General features: G+C 44.4%; 17 protein-coding genes and 2 tRNA genes. 3 read left to right on the forward strand and 16 right to left on the reverse strand.

Annotated features, from left to right (window positions below):
* Nucleotides 1-77: 77 nt before the first annotated feature.
* Nucleotides 78-1454 carry an MATE family efflux transporter gene (locus Q4B82_RS01155; RefSeq protein ID WP_303064619.1) on the reverse strand — a complete coding sequence of 459 codons (1377 nt, stop codon included), beginning with the start codon at nt 1452-1454 and terminating at the stop codon, nt 78-80.
* Nucleotides 1455-1756: 302 nt separating this feature from the next.
* On the opposite strand from Q4B82_RS01155, the gene Q4B82_RS01160 reads away from it, so the two are divergent.
* A complete protein-coding gene (locus tag Q4B82_RS01160; protein WP_303064605.1) occupies nt 1757-2527 on the forward strand; it encodes a TSUP family transporter in 771 nt (256 codons plus the stop codon).
* Nucleotides 2528-2558: 31 nt separating this feature from the next.
* Here Q4B82_RS01160 and Q4B82_RS01165 read toward each other — a convergent pair whose 3' ends face one another.
* From Q4B82_RS01165 to Q4B82_RS01185, 5 genes are all read right to left on the reverse strand, one after another.
* Nucleotides 2559-3947, reverse strand: a complete 1389-nt coding sequence (locus Q4B82_RS01165) for an FAD-binding oxidoreductase (RefSeq protein ID WP_303064606.1) — start codon at nt 3945-3947, stop codon at nt 2559-2561.
* Nucleotides 3948-4014: 67 nt separating this feature from the next.
* Nucleotides 4015-4170: a 50S ribosomal protein L33 gene (gene rpmG, locus Q4B82_RS01170; protein ID WP_002642891.1), complete on the reverse strand. Its 156-nt coding sequence runs from the start codon at nt 4168-4170 to the stop codon at nt 4015-4017.
* 15 nt (nt 4171-4185) lie between these two features.
* Nucleotides 4186-4422 (reverse strand): 50S ribosomal protein L28, encoded by a 237-nt coding sequence (gene rpmB / locus Q4B82_RS01175; protein ID WP_303064607.1) that lies wholly within the window; start codon nt 4420-4422, stop codon nt 4186-4188.
* A gap of 245 nt (nt 4423-4667) precedes the next feature.
* Nucleotides 4668-5141, reverse strand: a complete 474-nt coding sequence (locus Q4B82_RS01180) for a CYTH domain-containing protein (protein WP_303064608.1) — start codon at nt 5139-5141, stop codon at nt 4668-4670.
* Nucleotides 5142-5160: 19 nt separating this feature from the next.
* Nucleotides 5161-5574 (reverse strand): CopD family protein, encoded by a 414-nt coding sequence (locus Q4B82_RS01185; protein ID WP_303064620.1) that lies wholly within the window; start codon nt 5572-5574, stop codon nt 5161-5163.
* A gap of 80 nt (nt 5575-5654) precedes the next feature.
* Here Q4B82_RS01185 and Q4B82_RS01190 point away from each other — a divergent pair, with 80 nt between their 5' ends.
* Nucleotides 5655-5954, forward strand: a complete 300-nt coding sequence (locus Q4B82_RS01190; RefSeq protein WP_303064609.1) for a DUF2818 family protein — start codon at nt 5655-5657, stop codon at nt 5952-5954.
* Between the two features lie 527 nt (nt 5955-6481).
* Here Q4B82_RS01190 and tsf read toward each other — a convergent pair.
* From tsf to Q4B82_RS01225, 7 genes are all read right to left on the reverse strand, one after another.
* Nucleotides 6482-7336, reverse strand: a complete 855-nt coding sequence (gene tsf, locus Q4B82_RS01195) for a translation elongation factor Ts (RefSeq protein WP_034291261.1) — start codon at nt 7334-7336, stop codon at nt 6482-6484.
* An 85-nt stretch (nt 7337-7421) separates the two neighbouring features.
* On the reverse strand, nt 7422-8150 hold the full coding sequence (rpsB, locus tag Q4B82_RS01200; RefSeq protein ID WP_097114643.1) for a 30S ribosomal protein S2: 729 nt from the start codon (nt 8148-8150) through the stop codon (nt 7422-7424).
* A gap of 165 nt (nt 8151-8315) precedes the next feature.
* Nucleotides 8316-8540 (reverse strand): hypothetical protein, encoded by a 225-nt coding sequence (locus Q4B82_RS01205; protein ID WP_303064610.1) that lies wholly within the window; start codon nt 8538-8540, stop codon nt 8316-8318.
* 52 nt (nt 8541-8592) lie between these two features.
* Nucleotides 8593-9627: a UDP-3-O-(3-hydroxymyristoyl)glucosamine N-acyltransferase gene (lpxD, locus tag Q4B82_RS01210; protein ID WP_303064611.1), complete on the reverse strand. Its 1035-nt coding sequence runs from the start codon at nt 9625-9627 to the stop codon at nt 8593-8595.
* Between the two features lie 127 nt (nt 9628-9754).
* Nucleotides 9755-9829, reverse strand: a tRNA-Glu gene (locus tag Q4B82_RS01215).
* A 13-nt stretch (nt 9830-9842) separates the two neighbouring features.
* Nucleotides 9843-9919: transfer RNA gene (locus Q4B82_RS01220), tRNA-Arg, on the reverse strand.
* A gap of 169 nt (nt 9920-10088) precedes the next feature.
* A complete protein-coding gene (locus tag Q4B82_RS01225) occupies nt 10089-11681 on the reverse strand; it encodes a phosphoethanolamine transferase (protein WP_303064612.1) in 1593 nt (530 codons plus the stop codon).
* A 719-nt stretch (nt 11682-12400) separates the two neighbouring features.
* On the opposite strand from Q4B82_RS01225, the gene ppsA reads away from it, so the two are divergent.
* A complete protein-coding gene (ppsA, locus tag Q4B82_RS01230; protein ID WP_303064613.1) occupies nt 12401-14794 on the forward strand; it encodes a phosphoenolpyruvate synthase in 2394 nt (797 codons plus the stop codon).
* A gap of 194 nt (nt 14795-14988) precedes the next feature.
* On the opposite strand, the gene Q4B82_RS01235 is transcribed toward ppsA, so the two are convergent.
* The 3 genes from Q4B82_RS01235 to rimI all read right to left on the reverse strand — a co-directional run bounded on the left by Q4B82_RS01235 (nt 14989) and on the right by rimI (nt 17410).
* Nucleotides 14989-16029 (reverse strand): ABC transporter ATP-binding protein, encoded by a 1041-nt coding sequence (locus Q4B82_RS01235; protein WP_303064614.1) that lies wholly within the window; start codon nt 16027-16029, stop codon nt 14989-14991.
* Between the two features lie 155 nt (nt 16030-16184).
* Nucleotides 16185-16961: a uracil-DNA glycosylase family protein gene (locus tag Q4B82_RS01240; protein WP_303064615.1), complete on the reverse strand. Its 777-nt coding sequence runs from the start codon at nt 16959-16961 to the stop codon at nt 16185-16187.
* Entirely contained in the window at nt 16955-17410 is a 456-nt protein-coding gene (gene rimI, locus Q4B82_RS01245) for a ribosomal protein S18-alanine N-acetyltransferase (RefSeq protein ID WP_303064616.1), read from the reverse strand. The genes Q4B82_RS01240 and rimI overlap by 7 nt, the downstream gene beginning before the upstream one ends.
* Nucleotides 17411-17851: the final 441 nt, after the last annotated feature.

Here is a 17851-nt window from a genome sequence, read left to right on the forward strand (position 1 = left end):
AATGAGAAAATTGAAAATACCATGAACACCAAGTTTTGCGTAGGGTGGGGCGTGCATCACTTTTCAGGCAGCCTGTATCATAAACCGCGATGATGTACTACCCATTTGCTGCATTTTTCCAAATACCAAAGCAAGGCTGTGGCGGCGCAAGCCAAGGACAAAACGAGTGCAGTCCAAAAACCATAAATGCCCATGTTCAAGTAAAAGGCAAAAACATAACCTGGTAGTAAACCCAAAAGCCAAAAGGCAATGGCATGAATCAACATGGGTATGCGCGTGATTTTGTAGCCGCGTAGGGCATAAGACGATATACATTGTGTAAAATCAAAGAATTGGAATACGGCCGAGAAAAACAGTAGCGATGATGCCAAAGCAATAACCGCTGCGTCGGAAGTGTAAAGTCCAATCAAAGGATAGCGCAACAGCAATAAAACACTCACGGTCAATAAAGCGAACAATAAGCCCAATGCCACCGCCGTGCCTGAAATGTAACGGGCGCGGGCAAATTGTCTGCGTCCCAAAGAAAAACCGATGCGTACAGTTGCCGCTGCGCCCAAGGATTGCGGAATCATGTACACCACGCTGCTTAAACTGATGACGATTTGTTGTGCCGAAACGGTGTCTGTACCAAATGGTGTAATCAGCCAAACAATGGACGTGAATAAACTGGCTTCCAGAAAATACGATAAACCAATGGGCCAACCCAGTTGCCAAATTTGTTTTTGGGTGTGCCAATCAGGCAGACACCAACGAATGCCCAAGCCAAATGGTTTTAAATCTTTGTGGGACAACACATAAGCCGCCAACGCGCCTGCGTTAAACACAAACACCAGCAAAGTGGCAAAACCACAACCCGCTCCTCCCATTTCAGGCAGTCCGAATTTGCCATACACAAACACATAATTAAGTGGCACATTCAAGAGCAAAGCTGCCCAACTGACCCACATAATCGGCTTGGGGCGATTGAGACTGGACGCATAAGCGTGTAACGCACGGTGTAGCATGGCAGCAGGCATCGCTAAAGCGGTATAAATAATGTAATCGCCCAACATGGTTTCAATTTTGGGCGTAAAATTCACATAGTTTTTCAAGGGCGACACCGCAGCCAGCATCAACAACATGCCCACCAAGCCCAACAAAAAACCAAACCACAAACCTTGTCTCCCCATTTCGCCCACTTCTGTGGTTTTGCCTGCGCCATACATTTGTGCGATAAGGGGATTGAGTGCGGTCATTATGCCAATAAACGTAACGTAAATGGTGGCAAATAGGGCGCTGCCCAAAGCAACAGCGGTTAAATCGTCTTTACCTGCGCCACCAGCCATTGTGGCGTCCACCACGCCTATGCCCACGCCTGCAATGGAAGCGAGCATCATGGGCAAAGCCAACCGCCAAAGCTGCTTGGCTTCTGTTAGAAAATTAGAAAAGGGATAGCGCGTGATGTCCAAAATCATGATGCGGTCTTTCAGGCAGCCTGAAACACAAAATGTGCTATTGTACCGCAAAGCATAACGATAAAATAAGGGAAATGGGACATTTCTCAATCTGAACATTATTAAAGTCGCAAAATTGAAAAAGTACTACGGCACTGTCTATGCCTTTATGTACGATTTGTACGGGACGCTCATGGTCGCCTTACATTGCTTTTTCGCTTCTGCGACTGTAAAACACCAATAACCGATTACCCAACAGGCTGCCTGAAAACGGGTTTCAGGCAGCCTACCACTTTGATGATGACCTCAATATAACCGAAATCATGGATACTTTTTCTCTGTTTTTGCTGCTGCTCACAGGTTTTGCTGCAGGTTTGATGGACGCGGCTGTGGGTGGCGGAGGCTTATTGCAAATTCCTGCTTTATTTGGCATTTTACCTGTACAAACACCGATTGCATCGGTTTTGGGCATCAATAAAACCGCTTCATTTTTTGGCACGCTCAATGCCGCCGCACAATTTGCACGCAAAATCCGTTTGCCTTGGAAAATGTTGCTGCCTGCGGCGTTGTGTGCGTTTGTGGCATCGTATTTTGGGGCGATGTTGGCAGCAAAAGTGCCTGTGCAATACATGAAACCTGCGATGTTGCTCATCATGATTGTGATGTGTGTTTACACATTCATGAAAAAAGACTTGGGACAATCCGTGCGTCAAAGCAACTTAACACGGCGTGAATACGTTACAGGCATTGCAGCGGGTGCGATAATTGGTTTGTATGATGGGATTTTTGGACCCGGAACAGGCAGTTTGTTGGCATTTGTGTTTGTGCGCTTTTTTGCCTACGATTTTTTAACTGCCACCGCTTCGGCAAAAGTCATTAATTTAACCACCAATTTGGCAGCATTGAGTTTTTTTGTGCCAAATGGACACATTATTTGGGCTTGGGCGATACCTTTGGCGATTGCTAATTTTTGTGGTGGATTTGTCGGTTCACAACTGGCAATCAAAGGTGGTACACGCTTTTTGCGTGTGGGTTTTATGGTTTTGCTGTGTGTATTGATTGGCAAATTTGGCTGGGACATTTGGGCTGCCTGAAAACTTTCAGGCAGCCTTTATCACATTTAAATCACGCATTTTCAGGCAGCAATTTATTGGGATTGAATAAATTCAGTGGGTCAAATTGGTTTTTAATTGCGCGCATCAGATTTAATTCAGATTTGCTGCGAACAGCAGGCAGCCAATGATTTTTCAGGCAGCCTATGCCGTGTTCGGCAGCAATCGTGCCATGATGAGCCAAAACGTGCCGATAAACCACTTCATTTACGGCATTCTCTTGTTGATAAACATCGGTGCTGGTGTCGGGCAAAAAAACATTGTAGTGCAAGGAACCATCACCCAGATGACCAAATACCACAGTTTGTACATCTGCAAACTGTTGCATCAAGGCGTTTTGACACGCCTTCACAAAAGCGGCTGTTTGGGCAATCGGTAAGGCAATATCATGTTTGATGCTGACACCCAAATGTCGTTGTGCGGCAGAAATGTTTTCACGCAAAGTCCATAGGTTTTGCCGCTCTTGCTCCGATTGCGCCAAAATGCTGTGATGAAATCCGTGTTCATATAAAAAATCGCCCAAGCATTCCGATAAAGGTTGTTGGGGTAAACTGTCGCTTAATTCCAATAGAATATGCCATTCGGCATTTTCGGGCTCAGGCAGCTTGCTGAATTGAGCCGATAAATGCAGCGCAAAATGGCTGATGAGTTCAAAACTGCTGAGTCGTTCCGCAAAATGGTTTCGCACCAGAGACAACAAACGCATGGCTTCATCAATGCTGCTTATGCCAATCCATGCGGTTGCGTTGCTGCGTGTTGGGGCAAACAGTTTCAATGTTGCGGCAGTAATGATGCCCAAAGTGCCTTCGCTACCGATAAACAGGTGTTTCAAATCATAGCCTGTGGTGTTTTTGTGCAAAGGCGTAAGCTGGGAAATCAGTTGCCCATCAGGTAAAACCACTTCTAAACCCAATACCAAATCACGCATGGTGCCATAACGTACCACATTTAAACCACCTGCATTACAGGCAATATTGCCACCAATTTGGCAACTGCCTTCGCTGGCTAAACTCAATGGAAAGTAAAAACCTACTTGCTCGGCTGCTGCCTGAATGTGCTGCAAAATACAACCTGCTTCTACCGTAATGGCTTGGTCAGCATGATGAAACTGACGAATGCGATTGAGTTTGCTTAAATTGATGATGATGGCATCTTGCGCGTAACTGCCACCTACCAAACCTGTGTTGCCACCTTGTGGTACAATCGGTAAGCGTTGTTCTTGACAAAAACGAACAAGTGATTGAACTTGTTCTGTATTTTCTGGCATCACCACCAGGCTGTTATTGCTGTAATAGCGGTGGCGTTGGTCCAATAAGAAAGGGGTATCATCGCCAATACTAACGATGTTGTGGGCTGGCAATAATGTGGCGATTTGGGTGCGTAAAGTGTGCGTAACAGACATGATGAATTCAAGACAATATGAAAAAGAAAAAAGCCTTTGCGACAACAAAGGCTTTTTTGAAACCGCATTATTTCAACTTGGTTTCTTTGTAAATTACATGCTTACGAGCAACTGGGTCAAATTTTTTGATTTCCATTTTGCCAGGCATGGTGCGTTTATTTTTGGTTGTGGTATAAAAATGACCTGTACCAGCAGATGATTCCAATTTGATTTTATCGCGCATGATGTTTTCCTTTCATTAAACGGCTTCGCCACGCGCACGCAATTCAGCCAAAACAGCATCAATGCCATTTTTGTCAATGGTACGCAAAGCAGCGTTAGATAAACGGAGGCGAACCCAACGGTTTTCACTCTCTACCCAGAAACGGCGTGATTGCAGATTAGGCAAAAAACGGCGTTTGGTTTTGTTGTTGGCATGGGATACATTGTTGCCAGACATCGGGCGTTTGCCAGTAATTTTGCAAACTTTTGCCATGATTGGTCTCCAAACTTAAAATTTTAAAATGGTTGATAATGGTATGTGCTTGGATTTCATTCAGCACATAAAGGGGCAATCCTTACAATGACTTACCATAATTTCAAGGCGGATTGCCCTTTGAAATATCCTGTCAGCAAACGGATTTGCCTGCGAAAACGAGACATTATACAAGGTTTGTCTTTGTTGGGCAAAGGTTTTTTTAATTGGCATATTTGTTTCAGGCAGCCAGCATGTGTATTGGCTTATTTTTCCCAGCTTCCATAAGGGTGTTTGCTTAAATAAGCATTGGTAAAACGCCCATCGTGGGTAATTTCTTTACCCAACCAATCTGGATAGGGAAAATCTGCGTTTTCATTGGGTAATTCTAATTCAGCAACAATCAAAGGGGCATTGCTGCCTGAAAATTCGTCTATTTCAAAAATAAACCCATCTATTTCAACATGGTAACGGTATTTTTCCACCTGAAACGGACACAATGTTTGCAACATCATTTTGGCATCGGCAAGTGGAATTTCGTATTCAAATTCGCTGCGGCTGATATCGGAAAGATAGCCTTTGAGTGTTAAATAAGCGCGTTGCTCTACAATGCGAACACGAATGGTGCATTCTTTTTCTACACTGATATAGCCTTGATACAGAATTTGTGGTGTACTGGCAATGGCACGCCAATTATCGTTTTTCAGTAAAAAACGGCGTTCTATTTCAATGTGGGACATATTTAGGCTGCCTGAAAAATCAGAAAGGTTTAAAAATCACAATCAACAAGGCGGTAAGCAGCGCAAAAACGGGTAATTCATTAAAAACTCGATACCATTTATGGCTGCGTGTATTTTGTTGATTTTGGAAATTGCGTAAGAGTTTGCCACAAAAAAAGTGGTACACAAGCAATAATACGGCAATCAGTATTTTGGCGTGTACCCAACCATGAAATCCAATATGAAACAATGGCATGGATAAACCGCATAAAACTGAACCGATTGCCCAAGGGTGCATGAAACGGTAGAGCTTACCTGCCATTAACAACAGCCGTTCACGTTCATGGTGCTGCTCAACCATTGCTAAATTTACAAAAATGCGTGGTAAATAAAATAGCCCTGCAAACCATGCAATAATGAAGAAAATGTGAAACAATTTGAGCCAAAGATACATTTTCAGGCTGCCTGAAATGGAAAACCGCGTATTGTAGCGCAAAAATGGTAAAATACGCGCTTTGATTTGTGGGGATTGTCATGAATGCCGCTATGTACACTTTATTGTTGTTGGCTGTGGTGTTGGCAAATTTACCTTTTTTGACTACGCGACTTTTGGGTGTGTTCCCTTTGCAACACAAACATTTTGGGCATCATTTATTTGAATGGCTTTTGGGTTTGCTTTTAACAGCCGCAATGGCTTATGTATTAGAAAGTCGCTCGGCAGTGGTACACAATCAAGGTTGGGCATTTTATGCGGTGGTACTTTGCTTGTTTTTGGTATTTGCCTTTCCTGCTTTTGTGTGGCGGTATTTTTGGCATGGGCGAAATAAAGAATAATTGAAATATTTGGACTTTTAAATCAAAAATTACAGAAAGACTGAACCCTTTGCCTGGGGCTATTGACAATTCGGGTGTGAAGTTGGTTTTGTAGACAAGTTTGTTTAATTCAAGGCAAAAATACAAGCCAATGTATGCATGCTATATGGTGCGTAATGCAGAATTGGGCAAATTTAGCATAAAAACAACTGCGAAATGAATTGTTAATAGTCCCTAGTTCGGTTTGCGGGAACAACTTTTATTTCCACATGATTTGGATTGGTATATTTGTCCCAGCTAAGTTTTAGGGTTGTTTCAAATACAAATCGTACAGCGTTGCCAATGTCTTGAACAGCTCTTGTTGTTGCCTTGTTTGTGTTATGGTCAATTCGTTTAGAAATAGGACAAATGAATTAACTATATAATTTGAAACAATGATACAAAGTTTTCAAACGACCATAAATGGATTGAACAAAATTTTAGGCTGCCTGAAAACCCATTTCTTGGTTTTCAGGCAGCCTTTTTCATTTTTTTAATCAAAAAATTGATTAAACTTTTGCAGCCGCAGCCACTTCCGCAGCGTAGTCCACAACCGCTTTTTCAATGCCATCGCCCACTTTGTAGCGTGCGAATGACAAGATTTCTGTGCCATTTTCTTTGGCGTATTGGGCAACAGTTTGGTCTGGGTTCATCACAAACGCTTGACCGTTCAAAGACACTTCTGCCAAGAATTTTTTGATGCGACCTTCAACCATTTTCGCAGCGATTTCAGCAGGTTTGCCAGATTCAATCGCTTGTTGGGTGTAGATGTGGCGTTCTTTTTCAACGGTTTCCGCGTCCACTTGGTCTTCGCGCACGCATTGTGGTTTAGCCGCAACGATGTGCATGCCGATTTTACGCGCCACGTCTTCGCTGCCTGTGTATTCCACCAACACGCCTTCGGTTGCCAAAGCACCGTGAATGTAAGCCACCAATTCGCCAGAAGTTTCAATTACTTGGAAACGGCGTACAGACATGTTTTCGCCCAATTTGGCAATCACGGCTTTGCGCTCGTCTTCCACCAAAGCCGCCAATTCTTCAACGGTAGCGGGTTTTTTTGCCACCGCAGTTTTGGCAACAAAATTGGCAAATTCAACAAAACCAGCGTCTTTTGCCACAAAGTCGGTTTCGCAGTTTACTTCAACCAATGCGCCCACTTTGCCTTCAATCGCGTAAGCCAACACGCCTTCGGCAGCCGTGCGACCTGCCAATTTGCCTGCTTTTGCGCCTGATTTAATGCGCAAAATTTCTTCGGCTTTTTCAAAATTGCCTTCGGCTTCTACCAATGCTTTTTTGCATTCCATCATGCCCAAGCCAGTTGCGGCGCGCAAATCGGCAACCATTTTTGCAGTAATTTCTGCCATATTGTTCTCCAAAAATATCAATTCAAATGAAATTCAAAACAGGCTGCCTGAAACCGTTTTCAGGCAGCCTGAAAAGACAAAAGTCTTATTCAGCAGCTTGTTGTGCAGCAGCTACGGTTTCCGCAACCGCTTGGTTTTTGCCTTCCAGCACAGCATCAGCGATGCCACGGCAGTACAAACGGATGGCTTTGGCAGAGTCATCGTTACCAGGGATAACGTGTTTCACACCGTCAGGGCTGTTGTTGGTGTCCACAACGGCAATCACGGGAATGCCCAATTTTTCGGCTTCCACCAAAGTACCGTGTTGGTAGCCTGTGTCAATCACGAAAATCGCGTCTGGCAAGCCTTTCATGTCTTTGATGCCGCCCAAAGAGCGTTCCAATTTTTCCACTTCGCGGGTCATGTCCAACAATTCTTTTTTGTTGTAACCGCTTGATTCGGCGTTTGCCAACAAAGCGGCTTTTTCTTCCAAGCGTTTGATGGATTGTTTGACGGTTTTGTAGTTGGTCAGCATGCCGCCCAACCAGCGATGGTCAACGTAAGGCATACCTGCGCGTTGTGCTTCTTCTTTGATGATTTCACGCGCTTGGCGTTTTGTGCCAACAAACAAAATCGTGCCTTTGTTGGCAACCAAACGGCGCACCACTTCTTGTGCTTCTTGGAACATGGGAACGGTTTTTTCCAAGTTGATGATGTGGATTTTGTTGCGCGCGCCAAAAATGTATTGTGCCATTTTTGGGTTCCAGTAGCGGGTTTGGTGACCGAAATGTACGCCAGCTTCAATCATTTGGCGCATGGTGATTTGAGAAGACATTGTTTATTCCTTGAATAAAGGGTTAATTGAGTGCTTACAACATGGGCAGAATTTTCAATAAAATGACAGCCTTAAAAACAGGCTGCCTGAAAACACCCTTTAATGCCACGTTGTTGGCGTTTTAGTGAAAGCCCCATTTGGGGAGCGCGAAATTATATTGCAAACTCATTGTTCTGGCAAATTGTTCGGCTTATCTTGTTGGATTTGTTGTGCTTCGCGTTTCAAACGTTGATTACGGCGGCGTGTCATCAATGCCCAAAATGCAAACAGGGTGGGCAGAATCGTCCAAAAAACCAAATAAATCAAAACGCGTACAATGCCTTGTGGGTATTGTGCAATGGAAAACATGAGGGTTACAAAAATGTAACCGATAAAAATAATGTGCCACATAATTGTTATGATAAGTGTGTTTTCAGGCAGCATACTGGGCTGCCTGAAAACGTTATTCTGTTTTATTGTTTAATGCTAACTGTGTTTCTAGGGTTTTGATGCGCTTGTGCATTTCGTTGAGATTGCGCAAATGGACTGCATTGCGCGTCCATTCTTTGTAAGTTTGCATAGGGTAAATGCCTGCTTGATGTGTACCGCTTTCGGTAATGCTTTGAGTAACCGATGTGCCACCGCCAATGGTGGTTTGATTGGCAATTTCAATGTGTCCTACTGTACCGACACCACCTCCCAAAACACAGTAATCGCCAATTTTGACGCTGCCTGAAATACCTGTACATGCTGCAATCACGGTGTGTGCGCCAATTTGACAGTTGTGGGCAATTTGAATGAGGTTGTCAATTTTGCTGCCTTGCCCAATTACGGTATCACTCATCGCCCCCCTGTCCACGCAGGTGTTGGCACCGATTTCCACATCATCGCCAAGTGTTACGCCACCTGTTTGCGGAATTTTGAACCAGCTTTCGCCCGTAAATGCCAAACCAAAACCGTCTGCCCCGATGATGCTGCCTGAATGGATTTCTACGCGCTTACCCAGTGTGCAACCGTGATAAACGGTTACATTAGGGTGCAAAAACACCCCGTCGCCCAAGACACAATCGTATTCAATTACGCTATTGGCAAGAATGCGACAATGTTCACCCAAAACGGTGTTGGCACCAATGTACACATTCGCACCGATTTCACAACTGACAGGCACTTTGGCTGACGCTTCAACTACGGCAGTAGGGTGTATGCCTGCGCGTGCTGCCTGAATGGGGTGAAACAACCGCGCCACTTTGGCAAAGTAAAGATAAGGGTCAGTTGCCACAATCAAATTGCGCTCGGGAAATTGGTCGGCATTTTTCGGTGAGACAATAATGGCACCTGCTTTGCTGTTTTGTACTTCTTGACGATATTTGGGATTGGCAAGAAAAGTAATGTGCTGTGCTTGGGCGTGTTCGGCTGGGGCAATCGCTGAAATGGCAATATTTTGTCCACGCACTTCGCCGCCCAATTGTGCGGTAATTTGGGAGAGTGTGTAACTCATGATTTTTCCTATTTGGGTTTAATTTGCCACATGATAACGCAAAAAAGCTGCCTGAAACACTTTTCAGGCAGTCTGATTGAGCGGAAAAGCAAAAAACCTGCTGATGAATCAGCAGGTTTTTAAAAATTGGCACGCCCACGGGGAATCGAACCCCGGTTACCGCCGTGAAAGGGCGATGTCCTAACCGCTAGACGATGGGCGCGGAATAAATTTTCTGGCGCACCCGGAGCGATTCGAACGCCCGACCCTTTGGTTCGTAGCCAAATACTCTATCCAACTGAGCTACGGGTGCGTTTCGCGCAAGCGCGTTATAGAAAATGTGAATTATACGGATATTCCAAAAATCGTCAAGTATTTTTTGCAAAGTAATCTTAATTCCATGATATTTCTCTTCATATAAACAAGACAATTCATGTCCTTTCAGGCAGCCTGAAACCTGATTTATGCCTTGAACACAGTCATTACTGTGGTAAAACTTCTTTTTTTTGATTGTGTTCATCAATTTCCAACCAACCTATGTCGCCCGATAGTGCATTGTTGGTTACCACACCTGAAACGCAATTTTCAGGCAGCTTGGTGTCATAGCCCATTGTATGCGCCATAAAAAGGGCTAGCTGATAATGGAAATGGTGTCCACAAGCATCAAATAATTGACGCGCCTGTGATTGGACATCGGCATTGGGACTGTAAATCAGCAAAGGTACACGGTATTGTGCATCTTCATTTGTGCCTTGATTGGCGATTGTTTCGGTAACGTATTGACCGTGGTCGGAAGTGTAAATCAGCAACCAATCTTGTTCTTTTTGTTGTTTTAAATGTTCAAATACTTGTTTTATGAATAAATTGGTGTGGCGTATGCTACTGTCATATTTGTCCAAGTTCGTGTTGTTTTTAAAGAACATTTCCTCTGGAGACAAGTAATGGGCATACGGCGCATGTGAACCGCGTTGGTGCAGCACAATAAAATGTTGTTTTTGATTTAAAGGGTATTTTTTCAAATAGGGCAACAACAAAAAATCATTCATGCCCACCGTTTTGGCATAGCCTAATTCTGTGGGATAACTGCTGTAATGTAACCATTTGCCACCAATCAAATTGATGAGTTCCATTTCGGTTTCAGGTTGAGCGGAATGAAAAGCGGTTTGAAAACCTTGTTGTTGCGCCAAACGGAATAAATTGCTTGTGCCTTTTTGGATTTGTAACAAACCATTTGGTCGTTCTATCATATTGAAAAACATGGGTAAAGACACAAAAGTCATTTTGCCTGCTGAATAAATCGGTTTGATGATGCTTTCAGGGTGTGTTTTTGCCAATTCATTGAAAAAAGGAGATGTTTCACGCGGATAACCAAAATGTTGAATGTGTGTGGCACTTTCGCTTTCACCCATGATTAAGATGATGTTGCGGATTTTGGGCTGATTGATGATTTGTGGTTCGGTGCTGATGTATTGTGGTACTTTACTTAAATTAAACCATTGGTTGGGCAGAATTTTCCCAATAAAATACCCAAAACTGAAATAATGTGCTTTAACGCGCCCATAGCCACTATCGGGCGAAATACCTTGCTTGTGTGGTGTGTCAAATGAACGTACGCAGATAAACAATATTGCCAACACGAAAAACCAATCGGCAATTGGGTGCGATTTGTGGTTAATTTTAAAATGCAAAATGCTGAAAAATAATATACTTTCTGCAATTGACCAAATGATATGTGGCACAATTTGCACAAACATACCTTGTCCTGCCGTCATCACTTCACGGATTTCGGCAAACAGCAAATAATAATTCATGCCCGTTATCCAACTGTGGTAAATGGCATAATGTACATTGTTTGCCAACAAAGACCATGCCACAAAACCACCAATCAACCAACGCATGGTGCGTTTTTTTGCAAACACAAATAAAGCCAAAAACAAGGCATACATCGCCAAGGTTTCACCCCATTTTTCCAAGTTTGGGAAAGCAAAAGCGGCACGGTACGCCATTTCGCTGCAGGTCATCAGCAGGGCGTAGATGAAAATCACAATCGGGGTTTTGAGTGCATGGAGTTTCATATTGTGCAACCAACCGTTGAAATTGAGGTGGCTACAATTATACGATAATTATCTGCCCTGACTGGTAAGGTGCGTCATGTTTTTCAGGCAGCCTTTTGTCACACGATAATTTTCGTTTTACCAACAATTTGTCTACTTGCCCCATCCCCAACGAGGGGCTAGCGTGGGCGAGGCAGGTTGTTAGGCTGCCTGAAAGTTTTTGTCATGCACAGTTAAGGGGATTTCATATCCACCCTATGTCCGTTTTGTGGGTTAGAAACCTTATGTGAAACCGCCTGTCATTCCTATCTACATGGGAATGACGGTAATTTGAGTATTTTTATCATTGTGCATCAATTTCAGTCTGTTTTGTTGCCTGAAACTGTGTTCAGGTTTAATTTTAATTGTGGTATTACATTGAATTACATCAAAGTAGAAAATGGCTGAAACTGTACTTGTTTCCACCAATTTTCAATCAAAATTCTTTTTCAATGGCATCATTTGCCACAAACAGACCAATAGCTTAACTTAATTTAACTTTTTTCTGGACAAATCGCATCATTTCATTTCATATTGTTACATCAATAAGATTGCGACTTTAAGCTTAATTTTCAGGCAGCCTTTTCCCATTTTGATGCCAAAAAGCACATGACATTTATGCTTGTATTGGCTAGAATAGCAAAGTAACGTTATTGTTTCTTTACATTTTCCAAAACCACCTTAATCAAAGGACACAAAACATGTCTCAAAATGTTATCTGGTTTGAAAACTTGCGCATGACCGATGTGGAAAGCGTGGGCGGCAAAAACGCATCTTTGGGTGAGATGATTTCCCAGCTCACCGAAAAAGGCGTGCGCGTACCCAGTGGCTTTGCCACCACCGCCGCCGCCTATCGCGCATTTTTGGCGCACGAAGGCTTGGCAGAACGCATTTCCAACGCTTTGGCTGCCTTAAATGTGGACGATGTTACCGAACTGGCGCGTGTGGGCAAAGAAATCCGCCAATGGATTTTGGATACGCCTTTCCCTGCCGAATTGAATGCCGATATTGAAACCGCATGGAACAAAATGGTTGCCGATGCAGGCACCGACCAAATTTCCGTAGCCGTGCGTTCATCTGCCACAGCCGAAGATTTGCCCGATGCGTCTTTTGCAGGTCAGCAAGAAACATTTTTAAACATCAATGGCTTGGATAATGTTAAAGAAGCCATGCACCACGTTTTTGCCTCTTTGTACAACGACCGTGCCATTTCCTATCGCGTACACAAAGGTTTTGCACACGATGTGGTGGCGTTGTCGGCTGGTGTGCAACGCATGGTGCGCTCCGACACAGGAGCGGCTGGCGTGATGTTCTCCATTGACACCGAAAGCGGTTTTGAAGATGTGGTTTTCGTCACATCATCATACGGTTTGGGTGAAACCGTGGTGCAAGGCGCAGTCAATCCAGACGAATTTTATGTGCATAAACCCACTTTACGCGCAGGCAAACCCGCCATTTTGCGCAAAACCATGGGTTCAAAACTCATCAAAATGACGTTTACCGAACAAGCACAGGCTGGCAAATCGGTGCAAGTGGTGGACGTGCCAGCCGAACAGCGCAAACAATTTTCCATTTCAAATGAAGAAATTACCGAATTGGCAAAATACGCGCTCATCATTGAAGAACACTACGGTCGCCCCATGGACATTGAATGGGGACGCGATGGCGTGGACGGCAAATTGTACATCTTGCAAGCCCGCCCCGAAACCGTGAAATCACAAGAAAAAGAACAAGGCAACAGCTTGCGCCGCTACAATATTGCTGGCGAACGCCAAGTTTTGTGTGAAGGTCGTGCCATTGGTCAAAAAGTGGGTCAAGGCAAAGTGCGTTTGGTTAAAGATGCGAGCGAAATGGACAGCGTTCAGGCAGGCGACATTCTCGTTACCGACATGACCGACCCCGATTGGGAACCCGTGATGAAACGCGCGGCGGCAATCGTGACCAATCGTGGCGGTCGCACCTGCCACGCGGCGATTATTGCGCGTGAATTGGGCATTCCTGCTGTGGTGGGTTGCGGCAACGCTTCGGAAGTTTTGGCGGAAGGTCAAGAAGTTACCGTATCTTGCGCGGAAGGCGATACAGGTTTGATTTACAACGGTTTGTTGAATGTGAGCGTGGACGAAATTTCTTTGGACAAAATGCCACAATCGCCCGTGAAAATCATGATGAACGTGGGCAACCCCGAATTGGCGTTCAGCTTTGCCAATATTCCGAGCGAAGGCATTGGCTTGGCGCGTATGGAATTCATCATCAACCGTCAAATCGGCATTCACCCCAAAGCCTTGATTGATTTTGATAAATTGGACAGCGATTTGCAAGACGAAATCCGAGACCGCATCGCAGGTTACGCATCGCCCACCGCATTTTATGTGGACAAAATCGCAGAAGGCGTGGCAACTTTGGCAGCGTCTGTGTATCCACGCAAAGTGATTGTGCGCATGTCTGATTTTAAATCCAATGAATACATGGGTTTGGTTGGCGGCAACATTTACGAACCGCATGAAGAAAATCCGATGTTGGGTTTCCGTGGTGCGGCACGTTATGTTTCGGAAGAATTTAAAGAAGCCTTTGCTTTGGAATGCCAAGCATTGAAATATGTGCGCGATGAAATGGGCTTGACCAATGTGGAAATCATGATTCCTTTTGTGCGGACTTTGAACGAAGCCGAACAAGTGATTCACGCCCTGAAAGCCAATGGTTTGGAACGCGGCAAAAACGGTTTGCGCCTGATTATGATGTGCGAAGTGCCAAGCAACGCGCTGTTGGCGGAACAATTCTTGAAATATTTTGATGGTTTCTCCATCGGCTCCAACGACATGACGCAACTGACTTTGGGCGTGGACAGAGACAGTGGTGGCAGCATTGCCAGCAGCTTTGACGAGCGCAATCCTGCTGTGAAAGTGATGTTGCATTTGGCGATTTCAGCCTGCCGCAAACACAATAAATATGTGGGCATTTGCGGTCAAGGTCCTTCCGACCACCCTGATTTTGCCAAGTGGTTGGTGGAAGAGGGCATTGAAACGGTGTCGCTCAACCCCGATACGGTGATTGAAACGTGGTTGTATTTGGCAAAAGAGTTGAACAACGCGGCATAATCGCCCCAATGTCAAAACAGGCTGCCTGAAAGATTTGATTGGCTTTCAGGCAGCCTTAATTTTGGTTTAGTGTATGGTTAAGCCATTTAAAAATAGGACAAGTGTAGGGTGCAACTTGTTACACTATTTTTTAAAAATATTAATTTTTTTGGAAAATTTCCATTCTATATGGTGTGTTCCATTTTGTATTTGATTTACTGTATTTTGAACCGCACGATTGCTGTTTCGTCAATCCATACGCAAAATGACTCATGCCACGACATATCTTGGTCAGAATTGAGATACAGCAATTCTCCATATTGCGAATGCCAAAATACCACGCGTTCAAACAAAGGCTGCCTGAAAACCGAAATCAGACGGCACATTTCGCCTTGTTTGTGATGAATGTGAATTGCGTGTTGTGGCACATAATGCGTTTCGCACACATTCAGGCAGCCCATTAAACGCGCTGCTTCGGCTGAAACAGGACGGTGCAACAATTCATCGGGTGTACCCGATTGCAGCACTTTGCCAGCAGAGAGCAATACAATCTGATTTGCCATTAAACAAGCTTCCGCAGGGTCGTGCGTAACCATTAAAGCAGGCACATCGCGTTTTTGCACCACTTGCAACACCAAATTTTGCAATTGCCCACGCAAAGCCGAGTCTATCCCCGAAAAAGGCTCGTCCAATAACAGCAATTCAGGCGATACCGCCAAAGCACGCGCCAAAGCCGTGCGTTGCTGTTCGCCACCTGACAAATTTTGCACCCGCCGTTCCGCCATACCTGCTAACCCAACTTCTCGCAACAAATTTACGGCGATTTCGCGTGCCACTTGATGCGGTGTGCCACGCAATTTCAAACCGAAAGCCACGTTTTGCCACACATTCAAATGCGGCAACAAGGCAAAATCTTGAAACATCATGGCAATGCGCCGTTTTTCAGGCAGCACATTATCCAAAATGTTGCTATTGAGTGTGATGCTGCCTCTATCTGGTTTTATCAAACCCGCAATCATGTTCAATAAAGTGGACTTACCGCTGCCACTTGCGCCCAATATTGCCGTGATGCTGCCTGAAACCGCCGAAAAAGAAATGTCATGGGCTGCGGTTTTCTGTCCCAGTTTTTTGTGAATATTGTGCAAAGAAAGCAAGGTATTTCCCCTTGAATTGTGGTTTTCAGGCGGTTTGGGTTTAGCATAAATGATTGATGTAGGTTGTGTGTAAGCCCCCGCCATTTTCAGGTCGCCTTTCATTATCCTACAAAATTAAAATACATCGTTGTTCTTAAATTGGATACCTGTATCCAAGCTACGAAGAACTTGCCCAAGTCTGGGAGGGAGTAGGAGCGTGGGCAATTATCATGTACGGTTATTGTGTTTGAAAAGAAATGGCTTGTTTCACAGGAAGTTTATTGTTCAAGAACAGCTTGCATTGCTTGTAAAGTTGTCCATGTGTCACGTTTGAGTGTGGGGTCGCTGATGATGCGTAAAGGGTGGGCAATGTGAAAAGTTGGCACATTTTGCCCCAGTTGTGCCACCGCTTGTTTCACATCTTCGCGTTCAAAAAAACCGCCCAGCAGCAATAAAACAGGTTTGCCCGCAAGCGCGAATTCGGCTTGTAAACGCGGCAAGGCTGCCTGAACGACCTTATTTGGCGGTTTGGGATTGAAATCGGGCAAATCTTTAAGCCAAGTATTCAGAAAAACATCGTTTTCATGCAAGTTCACGGCAGCGAGCATTTTGTCCAGCAACACACCATCTGCACCGCTAAACAGTTTACCCGCCGCCACATCATCGGGCGAAGCGCAAACGCTTAACACCATTACTTTGGCACGTTTGATGCTGCCTGAAAGCTGGTTTTGCCAATCTTGGGCAGTTCGTATGGGCATGGGTTCAGAAGATGTCGTTTGGGAAAGCAGTACAGATTGTGATGCATTTGTGGTGGCAGACTTGCTGCCCACGCGTTGCAAGGCTTGTAAACGGGCAGGTAAAGTTGCCTCGATTTGTTTGGTCACAGAACGCATTTCAGGCGGATTAAGCTGTAGCTTGTGTGCAGTCGCATTTTTTTCAGGCAACCTTTGGGTATTTGCATCATCAGACACATTGATTAAACGCGCATTGCGTTGTAACCACATCACACCTAAACCCAATGCTTCGTGCAAATGAACATAGCGACTGTTTAACATGGCGTTTCCTGATTGAATAAACGTTGAAAAATCAAGGCATCTTCCCCATTGGCATAATAATTTTTGCGTGTGCCAACTTGTTGGAAACCATGTTGCACATAAAGCCCTTGTGCAGCAATATTGCTGACGCGTACTTCCAAAAAAATCCGTCCCACATCATGCGTATAGGCTGCCTGAAACATCGCGTGCATCAATTGTGATGCCAAGCCCATGCGGCGCAAATGCGGTGCGGTGGCGATTAAATGCAATTCCATTTCGTCTAAAACGCGTTGCCACACAATGAAACCTGCTATTGAATGGTCGGACTGTGTCAAAAGCAAAACCGTATCTTGCGGCGTGTCAATGGCTGCCTGAAACTGGGAAAGCGACCATGCCGAAGGATTACATAATTTATCTAAATCTACCAAAGCAAAAGCATCATTGGGCAGAGCAGGGCGCAAGTGGAACATCACCAATACACACACGAAACAAAACGGCATTATAACGGTTTATGGTTGAGCAATGTGTGGGTTGGTGTCATGATGCCCTATTTAACCTGCATCAAGCACATATCAGGCTGCCTGAAAGGTTTTTAAAGCATGTTTGGAATAAAGAGTTGAAAACATCATGAAAACAAATGACTGGCGTAGAGTGTGTACTTGCAACATAAATAACTATCTATACATCTTTTTTAGTAAAATTATTTAGTTAAGAAATGTGTAGATGGTTATGTTGCAAGCACCTACTTCACATCTAAAAATTAGGATTTGTATCGTTGCAGAAGTGAAAAATCAATACAAGGCAACAAGGAGGGTCATGTACACCGAGCAAATAAGGGTGTTGATAACCCCGTAGTGCTTTTTCAATTCTATGACTATTGGAATACCTTGTTTGTTGCATACTTACGCAAA

The sequence above is a fragment of the Alysiella sp. genome (assembly GCF_030525755.1).
In the GTDB taxonomy this organism is placed as follows: Bacteria; Pseudomonadota; Gammaproteobacteria; order Burkholderiales; family Neisseriaceae; genus Simonsiella.